Source organism: Niastella vici, from assembly GCF_002077945.1.
GTDB lineage: Bacteria > Bacteroidota > Bacteroidia > Chitinophagales > Chitinophagaceae > Niastella > Niastella vici.
The window spans coordinates 1-18,629 of the sequence record NZ_LVYD01000077.1 but is presented as its reverse complement, the minus strand read 5'-3'; the positions used below and the strand labels follow the sequence as shown (position 1 = coordinate 18,629).

Genomic DNA, 18,629 nt, shown 5'->3' with positions numbered 1-18,629 from the left:
TAACTGCTTATTGATACGTTCCCACTAAAGTCACAACCGAGCGGGAAGGAACAGATATATTGTTTACTGCATTCACCGTTTTTTTCATGTTGTACGCGAAATCGGTGGTATACACCGCCACCGTATTGCCGCTCAGGTTCAGGGGGCTGTTCTCGCCCGAAAGTTGCAACTGTTTGTCGGTTGATTCGGGATTAATGAGCACCACCACCAGTTTCTTACTGGTTTCGTCTTTATAGGCGGAGATCATTAATGAGCCGGCCGCCATCACCGGATCAGTTACGCCCTGCACATTGGCGGTTATGCGTTTCATGCCGGGCCTTATAAAACGGGCATAGTTTCCAAAAGACCATAGCTGCTTGCTGTCGAGTACGATCCCATCCTGTTTGCAATTCGGTACATTGATCTGTCCCGATGGATCGTTGATGTACACCAATGCATCGCTATAGTTATACGGACTCATTGCCAGCCACCATTGCCAGCTTGTTACATTGGCTATGGTAAGGTCGTGATGCAATACTTTGGCCACATACAGGCCATAATCGATACTGGTATTGCGGGGCGAACCATTGTATTTTCCGCAGATATCGCCGAGGATGCCAAATTCTGTTTGCCAGGTTTGCAGGTTGGCGTCAACCTGGTTGATCTTTGCTGCCACCTGTTTGCGGATATTGATCATATTGTCGTCGGGACAGGTAGTGAAATAACTGTGCGCCGAAATGGCTTTTTCAACAGCAGGTAAATTGCCGATATAGTTGGCTGAACCGGATGCAAAGAACTGATTGATGAGATCGCCTCTGCCATCTGTATTGCGGCCATATAAAAAGTCAAGCTGGCCGGCTTCGCCCACCACCACTTTGGCGCCCGATAGTTTAGGTGAAAGCGATCTTACCAGGGCGCTCACTTCAGCATTGGTTGCCTGCGTGCCTTCCTGGCTGGCCCCGGTAGCCTGGCCCCAGGTCCATTGGGGTTCATTCACCGGGCTCAGGTAATCGAATTGAAAATGGCTGGTTACCTGCGCCATAAAATCGGCATAGGCGTCGAGTTGGCCATTCTGGATGTTCATGGCTGTACCGCCGGTGCCGTTATATGCTTTGCCATTGGTGGTCATATAAACAGGCGGCGTAATCGAAAAGCCCAGCGTGTATTTTACGCCCCGGGCTTTGGCTGCCTGTAAAAACCATTGCTGGCCCGCCTGTTTGCTCCAGTCGTAAGTAATGCCATCGGCATTCAAAAAGCATTCTTCTCTTCTCCATTCATCCGCAATATTGCTTGCCGTGCCCTGTTCATAGCTGCCACCGCCGATATTGAACCGCCATAACGACAAGCCAATGCCTTTGGGGGAACCATCTTGCAGGGTATCGGTACTGAATAACAGGTCGGCTATCTGGTTCTTCTTGGTAACATCAGCCCATTTGCCAATGTACTTGGCCGTCCAGCAATCGGAAGCGCCGAAGCTGTGAATGGTTTGTTTTACCTCGTTCAGGTTTACGGTGATGGTGGTCTTTGGTTTTTGCTGGCAGGTATCCACACCCAGGTACATACATTTATTAGGCGGATTGGGGTCAGGGTCGGAAGCGCCCTTCTTGCCGCAGGCGAGAAGGCTCAATGGCAAAATTGCCAGCAGCATCCAAATTGATGTATGACAGTAATATGTTTTTATCATAAGAGGTTCTTGTGGCGTCTGTATTAATTAATTGGGATAATTATGGTCATAGGATTATGAAGTTAAAGGTAAGAAGTAGGAGGTAGGAAGTAAGAAGTAAGAAGATGCTGATTTTCGGGCATTATGCATTTTTTCAATCTTCATATCCCGTACTTCTTACTTCCTACTTCTCATAGCTACCAGCCAGGAAGTATGTTTCAATTCTCCCATGCATCATATATTAAAAATAGCCAGGGTTCTGCTCAACAACCCCTTCAGATGAAACTACCTCACTATTGGGGATCGGCCAAAGCCCGTGAACGGCCGGATTGAAATTATATCCTTTGTTTTGCGGTTCTGCTTTATTGTTCACTTCCCAGTAATCGGTGCTTACCTGGGTATTGTATTTAACAAAACTTCCATTGGGGCCAAATACGCTGTTGATGACCGGGGTGCCGCTTTGATCTTTCCAGCGGCGCAGATCATACAACCGGTCGCCTTCAAGCGCCAGTTCCAATCTTCTTTCTTTACGCACGGCATTGGTAAGGTTCCAGCCTGTAAGGGTGATGTCGGTAGTTAAACCAACCCGGTCGCGTATCCGTTTTAAGGATGAAAGCGCTTCGGCCGTGTGGTTCTGCATGGCGGCAGCTTCTGCATGTATGAGCAGTACATCTGCAAAACGTAAAATAATATCGTTCAAAGCATATAAGCCATTGGCCGGGCGTTGCGATTTGGGAACATAGCGTTTTCTGCTGAACCGGCCCGATTTGGAAGAGCCGCTTCCTGAACCGGTATAAGGCTTGCCATCAAACTTCGGGTTATTGGGATCGCCAATCACCGGCAGTCCATGGCGGTTGATGGTCCATTGCAAACGCACACTGTCGCCTTCGGCCATGAAAGCATTCTGGAGATCGCTGGTCACAGAGATATAACCCCATCCGCCATCAGCAACCGAATTCATGGGTATTACATAACCATTGGCCGGCAGCGGTGGTTGTTGTGAAGATCCGTTTTGAATTTCAAAGATCGACTCTGTGCCATTTTTGTAGGTATAGCTCCACAAATTCCCAAATGAACTTTCGAGGTTATAATCACCCAGGTCAATCACCTGTTTGGCGGTAGCTTCTGCATTGGCCCAGTCTTCGGCATACAAATAGGTTTTGGCCAACAGGGTGAGGGCGGCTCCTTTGGTAGCGCGGAATTTGTCGGCAGCCGGGTATTGTGATTTGCGGGGCAGCACCGCGGCGCATTCCTTCAGGTCATTGATGATGAGATCATACACCTCTTTCACCGAAGAACGGGCAACGTGGGTTTGAGGCGGCAATATGGTGGTTACAATTGATACACCGCCCCAGTTACGCACCAGGTCAAAATAATTCCAGGCGCGCAGGAATTTCAATTCGGCAATAAACTGTTGTTTACTGCTTGCATCGATCGTCGATCGCTGAATGCCCTGGATGGTCGAATTCCAGATGCCGATTGATTTGTACAGCATGATCCAGTGTCCTTCTACGCGGTCGTTCCCCGCATCGATGGTATAGTGTGCCACGGCATCCCAGGAGGCATGTGTGTTTTGATAGGTGTTGCCGATCCAGGCGTTATCGCTGGCAGCTTCGCCCGAGAGAAAACGCCAGTTCTGTGTTTGCCACCAGGAGTCCCAGTCAACATACCGGTAACTCACTTTTGTGGAGGTGTTACACTGATCGAGCGTGGTATAAAATTGCGATTCAACAATATTGGCATTATAAGGCGCCTGATCCAGAAAGGATTTTTTACAGCTTGTTACAGCAAGTGATGCAATAATGATGGATGTGTATATAAAAGATTTATTGTTCATTGTTCCGGTTTTTACATGTTTACAGTGGTTACAGACCCAGACTAAGTCCCAGCAGAAATGATCTTGTTTGCATGGGTTGGAAATTGTCGATACCATTCAAACCAATTCCCTGAAATGGAAGCTCGGGGTTCAGCCCGGAATAATTGGTGAGGGTGAACAGGTTTTGTGCGGAAGCATAAACCCGGCAGTTGTTGATCCATTTTACCAGGTTGGCCGGCAGGGTATAACCAAACTGGATCAGGCGGCAGCGGGTAAACGAAGCATCTTCTATGAGGAAGGAGTTCATTTTGCTGAAGTTGCCGTTGGGGTCTGTTGCTTTCAGGATGGGGAAGCTGTTTGACGTGCCTTCGCCATGCCAGAATTTATCACCATAACCCGATTTGAAATTGTATTTGCCCGAACCATTCATCAACAAGCGGTAGCCGTTGTTGTATTTCTGTCCGTAAGAGCCATAGAATTCGGCCCTGAAATCAAAATTGCTGTAATTGAGCGTAAGCGTTAGGCCGCCGGTTAATTTAGGCCAGGGAGAACCAATATCGGTAAGGTCTTTATTATCGATGACGCCATTTCCGTCTGTATCCCTGAATTTCAGGTCACCGGCTTTGGCCAACGGCTGCAAACGCACATTGTCTTTGTTTACATACCCAGCTGCTTCGGCATCGGTTTGAAATATCCCATCTACATTATAACCATACCAGGCGCCCGGCTCATGATCTTTTGTTATTCTTGAGCGGAAGGTGGTGATCACATCATTGTTCACGCCATAACGGACAGGATCAGCCAAACCCAGGAAGCCTGCCACTGTTTTGAAATGGCTCAGGGTGAGGTCAACACCAAAGCGAAGCTTTTTGGTGATGTTATCTCTGTAGCCAACAGAAATATCCCAGCCTTTGGTTGTGAGTTTTCCAATGTTGGCTTCCTGCGTAGGTATATAACCCTGGGGATAGCCAAGCACCGGATCAACAGGAATGCTCAACAATAAATTTTTAGGTGTTCTTACATAACCTTCGAGGGTAAAGTTTAATTTATTATGGAACATATTTCCATCGATGCCCACTGTATAGTCTTCCTGTTCTTCCCATTTGATCTCGGGATTGGCAACATAATTGGGCGAATAACCAACTACAGCCGTGCCGTTGGCATCGGGATAATAAGTAGGGCCTACGGTGGAGAAATACTGACCCAGGCCTGGTAAGTTTCCACCGGCCTTACCCCAGCTGGCCCGTAGTTTTAAATAATTAACGGTATGGTTAAGTTTTTCGAAGAAGGTTTCATCAGAGATCACCCAGGCTGCCGAAAGGGTTGGAAAATAGCCCCAGCGGTATAATGGATTTACCAGTGAGGTAGCATCGGCGCGATATGTGGCCGACAGAAAATACCGTTCTTTGAAATTATAGCGGAACGATCCGAAGTAAGAAAGCATTTTGCCAAAAGGCGCTGCGCCGGGCTGGTTCCAACCGGTTGCATTAACGATGGTTGTTGCAGCAGAAACATAGCGGTAGGGTTCCTGTTCGAACGGGATGCCTTTCTTCGTCACGGTGGTGCCTTTTACGGTATAGTTATCGGCGCTTTGCCCCGCCAGTACATCGAAGTTATGTTGCCTGTACGTGAGCTTGTAATTGGCCGTATTGGTGATCTTCCAACGGATGTTCTGCTGGTTGTCTTCATATTCCTGGTCTTCCTTGTTATTGCTGTTTGAAGCCAGGTAATATTTGGGGGTGTAATTGGTGTTGCTGGTTGACGTGCCAAATCCTTCCACCTGTGTTTTCAGCACCAGGTTGCTGAGCGGCCTTGCTTCAACATACGCGGAGTACTGAGCGCCAAATGCGTTATTCTGGTCGAAATTGGTCCTGAAATAAAAGTCGGGGTTAACAATGCCATTAAAAGGAGAACGGTTGGGCAAACTGTAATAAGGATTGAAGGCCGTCATATCCATAAAACCATTGGGAATGGATCTATAAACAGAATCTTCTGTTTTATAGGGCAGGGTGGTTGGGTCCATCATGTATGCCCGGCTAAGATTGCTCTCACTGGAGGTGAGCCATTTTTCGAAGCGGGGTGAAAAGCCAATGCCCACTTTAAATATTTTACCCAGTGCGAGATCGGCATTCAGGCGGGCGGTGATCTTTTGCCAGTCGCCGCCTTTGTTTGTGGCGTAATAGGAGTTTTGTTTATAGTAGCCAAGGCTTCCATAAACAGATAAGCCCTCTTTGCCACCGCTGGCGCTTAAATTAAAATTCTGCCGGTTGCCCACATCAAATGTGTTGTTCCAGTAATCGGTATTGGAAACGTTATTGGGGTCGCTGAAATAGGGAGCAGCACCGCTGTTCGCCGCTACGGTGTTCATAATGCGTACATATTCATTGGCATCGGCCATCTTCACTTTGGGGAGTTTATCCCAGCCATAGGAAGATTCGAGATTTACGGCAATCTTTCCTTTTCCTTTTTTGGTGGTCACCAGTATAACACCCTGGCCTGCACGCGAACCGTAGATGGCAGAAGCGGAAGCGTCTTTCAATACATCGATGGTTTCAATATCGGCGGGGTTCAAAAAGTTCAGGGCGTTGTAACCGGTTTCCACACCATCAACGATCACCAGGGGAGTGGTGTTCTTACCCAGGCTGCTTAAACCCCTGATGAGGATCGTGGGCTGTGAGCCTGGCAGGCCATTGCCCGAAAAAACCTGCACGCCGGCCATTTTACCCTGAATGGCATTGGCTACGTTACCTGTCACATACGATTTGATGTCTTTCGAGTTCAATGAAGAAACGGCGGTGGTAACGCTTTTTCGTGAAACGGCCTGGTAACCGATCACCACCACTTCATTCATTGTTACGGTTTGTGATTGTAACGAAACTTCAATGAACGACCGGCCTGCTACAGGAATTTCCTGCGCGCCATAGCCAACATGTGAAATGATCAACGTTGCATTGTCTGGTACAGACAGGGTGAATTCACCACTGACGTTTGTTATAACGGCGTTGCCTGATCCCTTGATGCGAACGCCTGCCCCGGAGAGGGGCTCGTTATTGTTTCCTGTTACCTTACCTCTTACTGAAGTTTGGGCAAAACAGGGAACGATAGAAAGAAGAAGATATGCATATAGCAGCAATCCTTTTTTCATATAAGCAATAGTTTAGTTCCTCCTGCGAGGTGTTTTGAATAAGCAAATGTTGAATTTATGTGCGCCGGAGCCAATAGAGATTCTTATGAAAAAGATGGATTATTTTAAGGTGGGATTCAATGTGTACACTTTAATAAATAGCGAACGCAAAAACCCGCAAACGGCCGTCCATAGCCATTTGCGGGTTATGTATATAAATCGGTTGTTTATGTTGGTTATTACCTGATTCTTCTTTATCGGGGGGAGTGGCTCACCGGGGAATGTGAGCCATCCATTAAACCGGTTACTGAAAATACCGCATGATCCCGGCCGCAATCAATTCATGTCCGGCCCGGTTGGGATGGTTCGATTGCGCCATATAATCGCTCAGGTTCTTTTTATCTGCCACTACCTTTCTGAATTGATTATAGCTATCGGCCAGTCCGGTATGCCAGGTATTCGCCAGTTCTTTGATCTGTGTGGCAAAAAGCTCCAGTTCATTACCGGGTTTCAGCAGGTCAACGTTTTGATCGGCTGAGGGCGTTAGTAAGATCACCTTAATGTTTTTTTGCAAGGCCAGCTGTATCATCTTTTCCAGGTGCTGTTTCGATGCTGCCAGTCCCAGTTTGCGGTCGTTCAGCGCATAGTCAATGAATAGTACATCGGGTTTGTGAGTAAGCACATCGCTTTCAAAACGCTTTTCGCCCTGTTCACTATTTTCACCGCCAATGGAAGTAACGATCACATTGATGACGGCATAGGGATACTGTTGTTTTAATGCCTGCAAAACCAGGTAAGGGTAGGCGTCGAGCGTTCTTACTTCCGGTGTTCTGAAATAACCGGTTGGTACAGAATGGCCATGGAACACCAGGTTAATGGTGCGGTTGTTGGGCCATTTCTTTTGCAGCTCGTCTTTTATGCCGCTGAGGTAATCGGAGGTTTGGGCGCGTACTGCCTGCGTTAAGAGCATAGAAAGTAAGGCAATGCAACCAATTAGTATATTTTTCATCTATAGAGCAAATCTTGTATTTATTGGCCCATGGGGAAATAGAGATTCTTATGAAAAAGATGGATTATGTTATTTACTGTAGCTTTATTGGCTGGAGTGATTTAGATTGAAGAAAATATTAAACAGGCTTGCTGTATGATCAGGAAAAAAGAAGGCTTTCAGGGGCAGAAAGCTATCGTGCTGCCCAGGAAAATTATCTCCGGGTTGTGCATGGATAACGGAATGCTGCAAGGGGCCCACATTACAGATATAGGGTATTATCCCAAGGCCAAACATCATTACAGGGAACGGTTGCAGGGTATCGATCAACATATATTGATCCATTGCATCGAGGGCAAGGGTACTGCGAAGATCAATGGGAAAAAATACCAGTTGGCGCCTGATTCATTTATCATTATTCCCGGCGGCTGCGCACACAGTTATGCATCTGACGAACAGGATGCATGGACTATTTATTGGGTGCATTTCAAAGGAGAAACGGCCCGGTCGATCGTTGATAATATGGTGCAAAAACTGGAGGGCCATTTGGGGGCTGCTCCTTTTACACAAAAACGCATCAACCTCTTTGAAGAGATCTATGCCAGCCTGGAACGTGGCTATGGGAACGATAATCTCTCTTATGCCAATATGGTTCTATGGTATTATCTTTCTTCTTTTTTGTACCACGACAAATTTAACCTGGCCGAAAACAAACAAACAAAAGACAATGACAAGGTAGAACTGGCCATCAATTTCATGCAGCAGCATTTATCACAAATGATCACACTCCATGATATTGCCGGTTCCGTGAATTTATCGGTTCCGCACTTTTCTTCTATCTTCCGTAAAAAGACCGGCTTTTCGCCAATAGAATATTTTATCCATCTTAAAGTACAAAAGGCCTGTCAGTATTTGTTGTTTACCGATCTGCGCGTAAAAGAGATCGCAGAAAAATTAGGCATTGAAGACCCTTATTATTTCTCGAGAATGTTCCATAAGCTCATGGGGACATCGCCTAATATGTACAGGTCGAAGCGGGGCGCATAATGATGAAAGCGTTACCGGGAGCGGCGTCGAAGGGTTCTGTCCCTGATATTCAACCATATGCTCATTACCAGGCTTATCAAAAAGACAATGAGCGTAACATTTTCTACCAGCTTTTCATTGAAGGATATGCCGGTGAGTTTTTGTAACAGAAAACTTATATAAGAACGTTGTTGATCATGATAACCGAGTTTTTCTCTTACCTGCCAGTGCCAATCGGTACAAAAACAATATCCCCAGCCATACCAGATGCCCAGTATAAACCAGGAAAAAGCCGTTAACAGCAGCGTTATCAGATTCCATTTCCTGGTTGCCGGGAATATCCATCCAACGATGTTAAACAGGGTGAACAGCGTATGGAAGACAAAAAAGAAATAATTTAGAAAAGAATACCACATAACCACTGCGAAAAATGCAACATGTAATATATTCTATTTTACCATGTCGTCAAAATTGGCAGTAGGGCAGGTGTGCGATTGAGGCAGCCCCCTCAATTAATTTTCTGACATTTTCTTTCAGCACCATTTTGGTACAGGATGAAACCATCTATTTCCTGTTTTTCGTTCCTGGTGAACCGGAGTTGTACCTCAGGGTCTTCCGCAAAAAAATAATCTTCCTTTTCTGCATGCAGCGTCTTTGGTGATTGCCCGGCAGGGGTAGCTATCAATTCGCTGTTCTTTACTACAAGGCTAACTTTCCAGTTTTCGTTCATTTTGTATTCGCCGGTATATTGCTTCAGTTTTTCTTCGGGTAATGTAATGGCTATCCTTTTCTTTGGTATTTCATATGGTTTATTATACAGGGCGGCATAAATATTCGATGAAATATTGTCAAGAACAGGCGAGGAGGTATTGCACAACAAAATGATGCATACATCATCGGCTGCTATGCGTGAGAAATTGGAAGTGAACCCATGAATGCCACCGCCATGCGATACCACCCTTTTGCCATACAGGCTGTCTATTACCCAGCCATACCCATAATGGTTCTTTACAGGAGTAAAGGCCTTTTCCTGTTGTGCAACGGTAAGTACCTTATTGTGCTGCAATGCCTGGTGCCAACGGTAAAGGTCTTCAGCAGTTGAATAAATGGCGCCGGCTGAAAAAGATACGGAAGAGTCAACGATAATTGATGGGAGCGTATCCTTTTTGTTGAACGCAAAATAACCGGTTGACTTTTCTTTTTGTTGCAGGTGGGTGAAATCAAAACCGCTGTGGGTCATTTGTAGTGGAGTAAATATATAATCCCGTACTACCTGCTCATAGGGTTTGCCGGTCACCGATTCAATAATATAACCGAGCAAAAGATACGCACTGTTTGAATATTGCCATTTAGTGCCGGGTGTAAAATCAAGCGGCTTGTTGCTGAACAGCGCGATCATTTTTTCCCGGTTGGCGGGTTTACTCACTTCTTTCTCCATGAAAGCTCTGTCGTTGGTATAATTGTAGATGCCGGATGTATGCAACATCAGTTCTTCAATGGTGATACTATCGCCTTTGGGATATTGTGGAAAGTATTTGCTGATGGGCTCCTGAACATTCAGCTTGCCGGCTGCCTGTAATTTTAGGATCACTGCCGTGGTAAATTGCTTGGTGACCGATCCTATCTGGAAAACGGAGTATTTGTCGTGCTGCACACCTGCTGCCACATTCCGGTAGCCATATCCTTTATGTAGTACAATAGTGCCGTTTTTGGCTACGAGTACAGTCCCATTGAACTTATAAAGCGAAGTATAAGCCTGCAGCAAGGTGTCGAGGCGTTGTGCCAGCTCCTGGCTGTACCCGGTAATGGCACTAACCAGAAGGAGTATCAATGTGGAAATATTTTTCATATGTTTGATTTAAGCTGGTTAAAAGTAGGTGTGACGTGTAATATGTTAGTTTGGTTACAGACAAATAGTTACAGATAGATTGTACTTTATTTTTATCTTTCACGTTAGGTAGCTTTAAACTAAAAACAAGATGAGGCAATTATTCACGATGGGTATACTGGCGATATTATGCGCCTGCGGTTCTCAACAACAGCACGATACGCAAATTGCTCATACAGAACAGGTATCAACAGATAGTGCTTCGCATAAGACACCTGCTGCAACCGATACCGCCCAGGTGTCGAATGAACCGGTTAGAGGTATTTCAGATTACGACAAGCTGAAACTACTGGCCGGTAAAAATGTATTTTCAACCCTTCATAGTAAATTGGTGGCCACGCTGCCCGATAGCCTGAAGGAGGTCTTTAAAAATTCACCGGACCTCGATCTGTTGACTTCTAGCAAGGGCAACCTGTTTTTGAATGATAAGGAGGACTATGCATTTGTTGTATATAATAAAAAGAAGGCGGGCATTGAGCTCATGGTCTATGATGCCCTGGCCAATAAGTTTAGTGCATTATACAGCGACATAAAAGTGGAGAATGAGTTGCCGTCACATGGTTGCGGTTCTGCAATAGATACGCTTACGAAGGATATTGAATACAAGATCGGCGAACAAAGTGACGACATGGTCAAAGAGCCGGCAAAATACCTGGAAACGCCAGCCATCAAAATTGCCGATATTTCTAAAGACAAAGATATTCTGATAAAAGACGGGTGTATGTCAAAACGTACTACCAAAGCTGATTGTAAAAATGCCTTGTGCATTGCCACCAGTTCGGTTTACAACAACTGGACATGCATCCGGTACGACAAAGCAAAGAATTCCTTTGTTGTCTTTTTTTCACAGGTTTTTGCAGACTAATGGTGTGGACTTCCTCAAGTCAACCGCTTAACGAAATAGAACAGCTTCGCAGGCAGTTCAGCATCCCTGTGTTTAACAACAGGGATTTTGTTATTACCGCATTTGGTGCCAATGGCGACGGTATAACAAAAAATACCGAAGCCTTCAGGAAAGCCATTGAAGCCTGTGCTGCCAGTGGCGGCGGAAGGGTAGTGGTGCCCGCCGGAAAATTCCTCACCGGCCCCATTTATTTAAAAAGTAACGTAAACCTTCATCTGCAAAAGCATGCAGCCATCGTTTTCAGCGACGATACCAGCGATTATCCAATAGTATTCACGCGCTGGGAAGGCATGGAGTGCATGAACTATTCTCCCCAACTATACGCCTATGGCGAGCAAAATATTGCGGTAACCGGCGAGGGTACGCTGTATGGGAATGCCAGTACCAAAAACTGGTGGAGCTGGAGCGGTAAACCCGAATATGGCTGGCAGGAAGGCATGCCCCGGCAACAGCCGGGGCGGGATGCGTTGCATGCTATGATGCACAACCATACAGACCCACGGCAACGGGTGTTTGGTGATGGCCATTACCTGCGGCCGAATATGCTGCAACCATACCTCTGTAAAAATGTATTGATCTCGGGTGTCACCATGCTCAATGCACCCATGTGGTTCATCAATCCCGTGTTGTGCGAAAATGTGATCGTGGAGAAAGTGAATATCCGATCGCATGGGATCAATACCGATGGCTGTAACCCTGAAGCCTGTACAAACGTGCTGATCAGGAATTGTTATTTTGATACCGGCGATGATTGTATAGCCATTAAATCGGGCCGCGATGAAGATGGCAGAAGGATCGGGCGGCCTGCAGAAAACTACCTCATTGAAGATTGCGAAATGAAAGATGGGCATGGCGGTGTGGTGATCGGCAGCGAAGTGGCCGGCGGCGTCAGGAATATTTATGCGCTCAATTGCACCATGAGCAGTCCCGGCCTCGACCGGGTATTGCGTATTAAAACAAATTCATCGCGGGGCGGGATCATCGAAAATGTGTTCCTGAAAAATATTAAAGTGGGCACTTATAAAAAAGCAGCCATTTACTGCAATATGTTTTATGAGAACCCCGGCCCCTTTATGCCCACCATCCGCAATATTTGGGTAGAAGACCTCGAAGTATCTGACGGTGGTGAATACGGCGTGTATGTTCATGCCTATGCCGCATCGCCGGTTCAGCACCTGAAAATGGTAAACTGCCATTTCAACGGTGTTAAAACAGTCCTGAAGATAGATCATGTAAAAGATTTGCAACTGCAACAGGTTACCATCAATGGAAACCCGGTTACAATGCCGGAGTCATTACCGGTGAATGCACAGTAGTATCCGATTCGGCTTTCCTGAAACGGTCTTTGTACTGAAGGAATTTTTTCTCATAAAAATAATAGGAGAGGCCTGCCACTACAAAAAGGGCGGTTATGTTCAGGAACAGGTTGCCGTTCCAGGGTTGCTTATGAGTAAACAACTCCTGCCATACATATAAGCTATAGGAAAGAATACCCAGGTTTTTTAATGGCTTCCAACTTAATGTGCGTCCGAAAAAGGACCCTTCTTTCAGGTTAAGCAGCATGGCTATGGCTATACAGATGCCAAAAAATACTTCGGAAATATTCTCTATGTACCAGGGGAATACAGAAATGCAGGAAAGTATTCCTACCAGGAATAAAACCAGTGAAACAAGGCCGTTTGCTTTTGTATAAATACGGTTAATAAAATTGGAACCGGTCAGGAATAATATGGAAAAAAGCGACCCGATAAGGATCAACACCGTGCCCTGCCCAAATAAATGCGGGGCCAGGCCCAGTGCAAGATGCGTTGACCAGTTTACATGAAAAACATGCAGGTCAATTTTCATGAAATAAACATAAGAAAGGGGTGGTATAATACAGATCAATAATATTACCAGTCTTTTATAAAAGCGCAAGGGAAGTATCGTGATAAGGAAGGGGAATATTAAATAGAATTGTTCCTCTATGCCCAGGGTCCAGAAATGGCCGGTATACCAGTCTTTGTGCATGGAAAAATTCTTTATAAACAGAAAAGAGGTGGTAAAAGAGGCGCGGGTGATGCCCAGGTTGTAAACAATGTTCAGGAAAAACAAAATGATCAGGTACAGATAAACTACGGGCAGGATGCGGAAAGCCCTTCTTTTATAAAAATTTTTCAAACTTATGCTGCCATTCACCAACTTCTCTTTCAACAGGAGCGTGGTTATTAAAAAACCACTTATGACAAAGAAAATGTATACGCCGGTCTTTCCAATATATCTGGCATGAGCAGGAATGAGATCGATCAGGGCATGGGATGCAATGACCATTACGATGGAAAGGCCCCTAAGCCCATCGAGTCCCTGGAATTTCTTTTTCTGGATCTCCTGTGGTAGATATATTTTTAAATCTTCCATGGATAGAAATTGGATTTCACGTAACACTATAACGTAAAATTTAAAGAATTCTTTTATAGTTTAGCAGCGAAAAAACCAATATTTATGAAAAGCCGTTTTGGCCACCTGTTCCTTTTGATGATTGTGTTGGTTATAGTGTGCCCTGTGTGGGGGCAGGATACCAGCCGGAATCACCAGATACCCCCCAATGTACCCGATTCAATGCGGAACAAGCCCGATACGGCCCGCATGAGGAGAGGCGGCGCCCTGGCCGCATTATTTGCCGATTCCGCCAAATTGACTACCAGCGATTACCAGTTAGAGATCGAAAAGACTTACCTGCTATTGAATAATGTCAGGAACAAAAGCGAGCTGGGTTTGCCGGTAAAAATGTTAAAGGAAAACCTGAGAGACACCGACTCCATGCTGGCGGTGTTAAAAGACAATGTGCTTAACAACAGTGCCGCCCTCCAGCTTCGTAATCTCCAGGTTTTCAAGACCCTGCTGCAGAATATTCAACAAAGTTGTAAAGAAGACCGTCAGGTGCTCGACAGTACCGAGAATAGACTGACCGACCTGCGCAACAGTCTGAAGACGCTGTTGACCGATACCGTCATGCGTAAATTATGGCGCGACTCGGTATTACGTAAGCAGTTCGCGCCGCAATTACAGGGAATGCGTGAAGTATTCCGTGGTTCAACCGGTAAATTAAAGGAAAGCCTGGCGGAGATCAACACCCTGCAAACGCATATTTCTTCCAATGCCCTTACCACGGCCCAGTTGCTCGATAAGGTGAAGACCCTGATAAATACCTCTGCCGTGCGCATCTTTGGCAAGGAGGATGAATATCTGTGGGAAAAGGACGTTGAAAGCCTGTCTGATACGGCTCGTAATTCGTTAGGCAAAGCGTATGATGGCGAGCGAAAGGCGCTGCTTTATTATTTTAAGGACAGCGGCCATAAGCGCTTATTCCTGCTGCTCATCGGGGTGCTGTTCTTTATCTGGCTTTTTAGAAATATCCGCACGCTGCGGCGGATGAATGCGAGGGAAAGTCTTCGTCACGTTGAATTCGAATATCTGCCCCATAATTATATTGTTGCTGCTTTCATTATGATGTTTGCAGTGGCGCCCTTATTCGATCTGCATGCACCTTCTGCTTATATCGAAAGCATACAGTTTTTGATGCTGGTCATTCTCACCATTATCTGCTGGAAAAAATGGCCCCGTCGGCTGTTTGTTTACTGGGTGGCCATGGTGGTCTTATTCATTTTCTTTTCATTCACCCATCATATGGCCGATCCGGAACTTTGGCAACGCAACTGGCTTATATTGATGAATATGCTGTCGGTGTTATTCGGCGTATTGTTCCTTTCACAAATGCAGCAACACCTGCCCATGCGAGGCTTCCTGCGTTTTGTGATCATTCTGCATAATGTGATGAATATAGTGAGCGTGTTGTGCAATATTTTCGGCCGTGTTTCTTTGGCCCAGATATTGGGTAGTTCGGCGATCTTTGCGTTCACACAAGCCATCGGACTGGCAGTGTTCAGTAAAATATGTATGGAAGCCATACTGCAGCAGATCGTTGCCAGCCGCTTGCGGCGCAATGTGCAGGGCCGCTTCAATTACCAGCCGGTACTGGACGGTTTCCGCCGGCCAATCCTTTTTCTGGCAGTGGTACTGTGGCTGATCGTATTTTGTACCAATTTGAATATCTACTCTTTCGTATTGAATTTTCTGAGCGATTTTCTGGCTGCCCCCCGCGAAATTGGGAATGCCAGCTTTACGCTCAGTGGGGTACTGTTGTTCTTCTTTATAATCTGGATGGCCCACCTGTTGCAGAAATACGTCGGTTACTTTTTTGGCGATACCGGAAGCGATGACGAAATACATAACAAGGGACAACGCTCCCGGCTGCTCATTGCCCGCCTGGTTTTGTTATGCGTGGGTTATTTGCTGGCCGTGGCGGCTTCGGGTGTTCCGGTCGATAAAATTACCATTGTGCTGGGCGCCCTGGGTGTTGGTATTGGTTTAGGCTTGCAGAATATTGTAAATAATTTTGTTTCGGGTATCATCCTTATTTTCGACCGGCCGCTTCAGATCGGCGATGTGGTGGAAATTGGCGATAAATCGGGACGGGTGCGCGAAATTGGGTTAAGGTCCAGCACGCTGCTTACCGGAGATGGGGCCGAAGTGATCATTCCCAACGGCGATGTATTGTCGCAGCAGATCACCAACTGGACCCTGAGCAATAACCAGCAACGGCTGCAGATGGACCTCACCGTAAAGGGTAACAATGATATGGAGGTAATCACCAATACGGTTAAAAAGGCGATCCTGGCTTCTGGATTTGTGTTTGAAAGCCGCGAACCCTCTGTGTTGTTTACAAAGGTCTATGACGATGGGTTCAACCTGAAAGTCTTTTTCTGGTGCGTTGATGTGAACAAGTCGAATGAAGCAAGAAGTGCAGTTATGTTGTTGTTGTACCAGCAATTGAAGGCCGAAGGGATACAAATGATATAATATAAAAAGTTTGGAAGGGGGCTGTCATAATTTGGCAGCCTTCTTTTTTTACAGTGGTCGAATTAAGGTGCTACTGGTGTTCGCCCCAGGTGCTACCGGAATGGGTGACAGCCCGTAGGGGAATAGCCTGGGAGGGCTCAGGGTATTGTCTGGGGGTTGCACTGCGCCATAGGTACCAGTAGGGGCCCCAGAGCATCCCAGTGCAACCCCCTGGCCATTTAACTACCGTTACGCTACCACCGGTGCCGGCTATGTTGAGTGTTGTCATGCCTTCTCCCTTTTATGATCAGATGATAATATGTCAACTTGTTGATCCCGGTCAACAAACCTGTACATAGGTGTGTATAAAGAGGTAGTGTTTTTTGGAAATAGTTAACATTTCCTGTTAATATCAGCGAAAGATTAATTATTTTTATTCTGTATTTAGTTAGTCCCTCCTATAATTAACCCTGTTATCAACCAATTCCCTACATTAAACTGCTTTTTAATTTTACCAGCACAATTGAAAATTTTGTTTCCTCCTAAGAATTTAATGTAGGTGTTCTGTACGTGTGTGTGTTCCCGTTTTTCCAGTGTCCTTTAAGCTGGCTTATTGGCCAGCATTGATCGGTCTTCTTAATTACTGACAGTCTTCTGTTCGGTTATTTTAAATACTGAACGGATCACTGAAGGATTTATATGCAGTCAATTTAACCCATGCCTCTAACCGTTTAAGCGATTTCGTATGAAACAAAAAATACGCTTTATTGGATCTTTCCTTATTGTTGTGCTGTTGCTATTGACCGGTTCATTTGCGTATGCACAAACCGTTACTTCAGACAAAAGTGATTATGCGCCGTTGTCAAACGCTGTTTTTACGGGCAGTGGTTTTGCCCCCAACGAAACCGTTGTGTTGAAAGTGAAAAATTTAAATAAGCCCTGTAATACAGTAGCATCCGATTCATCGTATTTCCCCTGGTCGGTGGTGGCTGATGCAAACGGGGATTTTGTAACTAATTGGACGGTGTGTAATTGTGTGGGCGATTCCTTGCGGTTAAAAGCGACAGGGCAAACCTCGGGTTATATTGCATATGCGTATTTTACCGATGGATCTCTTAAATCTATATCAGTAGGTCCGCAACTAAATTCTATAACATATGGCAGTAGTGGTACTGTTTCCTATGTAGTCACCTTTACTGCAACGGGGAACGGGAATACCACCGTTAACCCAAGCGTTGATAGCTTGCCTTCAGGAGTTACTGCTTCATGGAAAAACGGTAATCCGTTCACATTTAGCGGTAGTTCCGGTGTTGATACGCTTATTCTAACAGTTGCAAGTGGCACCAAAATACCGGTATTATCGCCCATTACTTTTACAGTAAAAGATGCCCCAAGAAGTGGCAACGGCAGCCTTGCTACTACAGCCAGGGTGCTCACTGTAAGCGCAACCGGCGTAAACAAGGTGTATGATGGCAACACCACGGCGACCGTAACCTTAAGCGATAACAGGCTCTCGGGCGATGTATTTACCGATGCCTATACATCGGCGGCTTATACTGATAATAAAAATGTTGGTACCGGTAAACCAGTTTCTGTATCAGGCATTAGCATCAGCGGTGTCGATGCAGGTAATTACACTTTTAATACCACAGCTTCCACTACGGCTAATATCACTGCCAGGGGCATCAACGTTACGGCTCAAGCCGATAGTCGTGTATATAACGGAACCACCAGTTCGAGCGTTTCACCGATTGTAGATGCCCTGCAAACCGGGGATGCTATTGGAACGGCGCCTGTTCAAACCTATAATACCAGGAATGTTGGAACCAATAAGACGCTAACGGCAAGTGGCCTCGTTGTCAATGATGGCAATGGCGGTAATAACTATGCAGTGTCCTACGTAGTAAATAATACGGGAGTAATAACTGTCAAAAGCATCAATGTAACTGCTCAAACTGATAATCGGGCCTATAATGGTACAACCAGTTCGAGTGTAGCGCCGATTGTAGATGCCCTGCAAACAGGGGATGGAATTGGAACAGCACCTACACAGGTATACAATACAAAGCATGTTGGAACCGGAAAGACCTTAACAGCCAGTGGATTGGTGATCAATGATGGCAATAGTGGAAATAACTATGCTATATCTTATGTTACCAACAACACGGGCATAATAACTACCCGGGATATTAATGTAACCGCCCAGCACGATGATCGTATTTATAATGGCACCACCAGTTCCAGCGTTGCTCCACAGGTTGATGCGCTGCAAACAGGTGACTTAATTGGTACAGCGCCCACACAATCGTATGATACAAGGAACGTTGGTACGAGTAAGACCTTAACAGCGAGCGGACTGGTCA

General features: G+C 45.8%; 12 protein-coding genes. 5 read left to right on the top strand and 7 right to left on the bottom strand.

All coding sequences use genetic code 11. From position 1 onward, the window contains the following. Positions 1-7 precede the first annotated feature (7 nt). The 4 genes from A3860_RS32240 to A3860_RS32220 all read right to left on the bottom strand — a co-directional run bounded on the left by A3860_RS32240 (position 8) and on the right by A3860_RS32220 (position 7,591). Positions 8-1,663 carry a glycoside hydrolase gene (locus A3860_RS32240; protein ID WP_216823560.1) on the bottom strand — a complete coding sequence of 552 codons (1,656 nt, stop codon included), beginning with the start codon at positions 1,661-1,663 and terminating at the stop codon, positions 8-10. Positions 1,664-1,883: 220 nt separating this feature from the next. Continuing rightward, positions 1,884-3,479 carry a RagB/SusD family nutrient uptake outer membrane protein gene (locus tag A3860_RS40775; RefSeq protein WP_158085432.1) on the bottom strand — a complete coding sequence of 532 codons (1,596 nt, stop codon included), beginning with the start codon at positions 3,477-3,479 and terminating at the stop codon, positions 1,884-1,886. A 28-nt stretch (positions 3,480-3,507) separates the two neighbouring features. After that, positions 3,508-6,603 (bottom strand): SusC/RagA family TonB-linked outer membrane protein, encoded by a 3,096-nt coding sequence (locus A3860_RS32225; RefSeq protein ID WP_081154643.1) that lies wholly within the window; start codon positions 6,601-6,603, stop codon positions 3,508-3,510. Positions 6,604-6,886: 283 nt separating this feature from the next. Beyond that, positions 6,887-7,591: an SGNH/GDSL hydrolase family protein gene (locus A3860_RS32220; protein ID WP_081154642.1), complete on the bottom strand. Its 705-nt coding sequence runs from the start codon at positions 7,589-7,591 to the stop codon at positions 6,887-6,889. Between the two features lie 135 nt (positions 7,592-7,726). On the opposite strand from A3860_RS32220, the gene A3860_RS32215 reads away from it, so the two are divergent. Further along, positions 7,727-8,617: an AraC family transcriptional regulator gene (locus tag A3860_RS32215; protein ID WP_081154641.1), complete on the top strand. Its 891-nt coding sequence runs from the start codon at positions 7,727-7,729 to the stop codon at positions 8,615-8,617. A gap of 11 nt (positions 8,618-8,628) precedes the next feature. Here the strand turns inward: A3860_RS32215 and A3860_RS32210 are convergent, their stop codons facing one another. Together A3860_RS32210 and A3860_RS32205 are read right to left on the bottom strand one after the other, a co-directional pair. Further along, entirely contained in the window at positions 8,629-9,012 is a 384-nt protein-coding gene (locus A3860_RS32210; protein WP_081154640.1) for a DUF2784 domain-containing protein, read from the bottom strand. Between the two features lie 92 nt (positions 9,013-9,104). Beyond that, the gene (locus A3860_RS32205) at positions 9,105-10,445 is read right to left on the bottom strand and encodes a serine hydrolase domain-containing protein (RefSeq protein ID WP_081154639.1); all 1,341 of its coding nucleotides are present in this window, start codon (positions 10,443-10,445) and stop codon (positions 9,105-9,107) included. Between the two features lie 130 nt (positions 10,446-10,575). On the opposite strand from A3860_RS32205, the gene A3860_RS32200 reads away from it, so the two are divergent. Next, positions 10,576-11,349 carry a hypothetical protein gene (locus tag A3860_RS32200; RefSeq protein WP_143774377.1) on the top strand — a complete coding sequence of 258 codons (774 nt, stop codon included), beginning with the start codon at positions 10,576-10,578 and terminating at the stop codon, positions 11,347-11,349. After that, the gene (locus A3860_RS32195; protein WP_081154637.1) at positions 11,349-12,704 is read left to right on the top strand and encodes a glycoside hydrolase family 28 protein; all 1,356 of its coding nucleotides are present in this window, start codon (positions 11,349-11,351) and stop codon (positions 12,702-12,704) included. Before A3860_RS32200 ends, A3860_RS32195 begins: the two co-directional genes overlap by 1 nt. Here A3860_RS32195 and A3860_RS32190 read toward each other — a convergent pair. Continuing rightward, entirely contained in the window at positions 12,667-13,785 is a 1,119-nt protein-coding gene (locus A3860_RS32190) for an acyltransferase family protein (protein ID WP_081154636.1), read from the bottom strand. The two genes, A3860_RS32195 and A3860_RS32190, sit on opposite strands and share 38 nt — an antisense overlap. Before the next feature lie 84 nt (positions 13,786-13,869). Here A3860_RS32190 and A3860_RS32185 point away from each other — a divergent pair, with 84 nt between their 5' ends. Both A3860_RS32185 and A3860_RS32180 read left to right on the top strand, forming a co-directional pair. After that, the gene (locus tag A3860_RS32185) at positions 13,870-16,287 is read left to right on the top strand and encodes a mechanosensitive ion channel domain-containing protein (RefSeq protein ID WP_081154635.1); all 2,418 of its coding nucleotides are present in this window, start codon (positions 13,870-13,872) and stop codon (positions 16,285-16,287) included. A 724-nt stretch (positions 16,288-17,011) separates the two neighbouring features. Continuing rightward, a partial coding sequence (locus tag A3860_RS32180; protein WP_216823559.1) for a YDG domain-containing protein occupies positions 17,012-18,629 on the top strand: 1,618 nt, incomplete at its 3' end.

Bases quoted from the DNA above. Each gene is read 5' to 3' on its own strand.
- A3860_RS32240 (WP_216823560.1), bottom strand. From the start codon at position 1,663: ATGATAAAAACATATTACTGTCATACATCAATTTGGATGCTGCTGGCA.
- A3860_RS32210 (WP_081154640.1), bottom strand. From the start codon at position 9,012: ATGTGGTATTCTTTTCTAAATTATTTCTTTTTTGTCTTCCATACGCTG.
- A3860_RS32195 (WP_081154637.1), top strand. From the start codon at position 11,349: ATGGTGTGGACTTCCTCAAGTCAACCGCTTAACGAAATAGAACAGCTT.
- A3860_RS32220 (WP_081154642.1), bottom strand. From the start codon at position 7,591: ATGAAAAATATACTAATTGGTTGCATTGCCTTACTTTCTATGCTCTTA.
- A3860_RS32215 (WP_081154641.1), top strand. From the start codon at position 7,727: ATGATCAGGAAAAAAGAAGGCTTTCAGGGGCAGAAAGCTATCGTGCTG.
- A3860_RS32205 (WP_081154639.1), bottom strand. From the start codon at position 10,445: ATGAAAAATATTTCCACATTGATACTCCTTCTGGTTAGTGCCATTACC.
- A3860_RS40775 (WP_158085432.1), bottom strand. From the start codon at position 3,479: ATGAACAATAAATCTTTTATATACACATCCATCATTATTGCATCACTT.
- A3860_RS32190 (WP_081154636.1), bottom strand. From the start codon at position 13,785: ATGGAAGATTTAAAAATATATCTACCACAGGAGATCCAGAAAAAGAAA.
- A3860_RS32185 (WP_081154635.1), top strand. From the start codon at position 13,870: ATGAAAAGCCGTTTTGGCCACCTGTTCCTTTTGATGATTGTGTTGGTT.
- A3860_RS32200 (WP_143774377.1), top strand. From the start codon at position 10,576: ATGAGGCAATTATTCACGATGGGTATACTGGCGATATTATGCGCCTGC.
- A3860_RS32225 (WP_081154643.1), bottom strand. From the start codon at position 6,603: ATGAAAAAAGGATTGCTGCTATATGCATATCTTCTTCTTTCTATCGTT.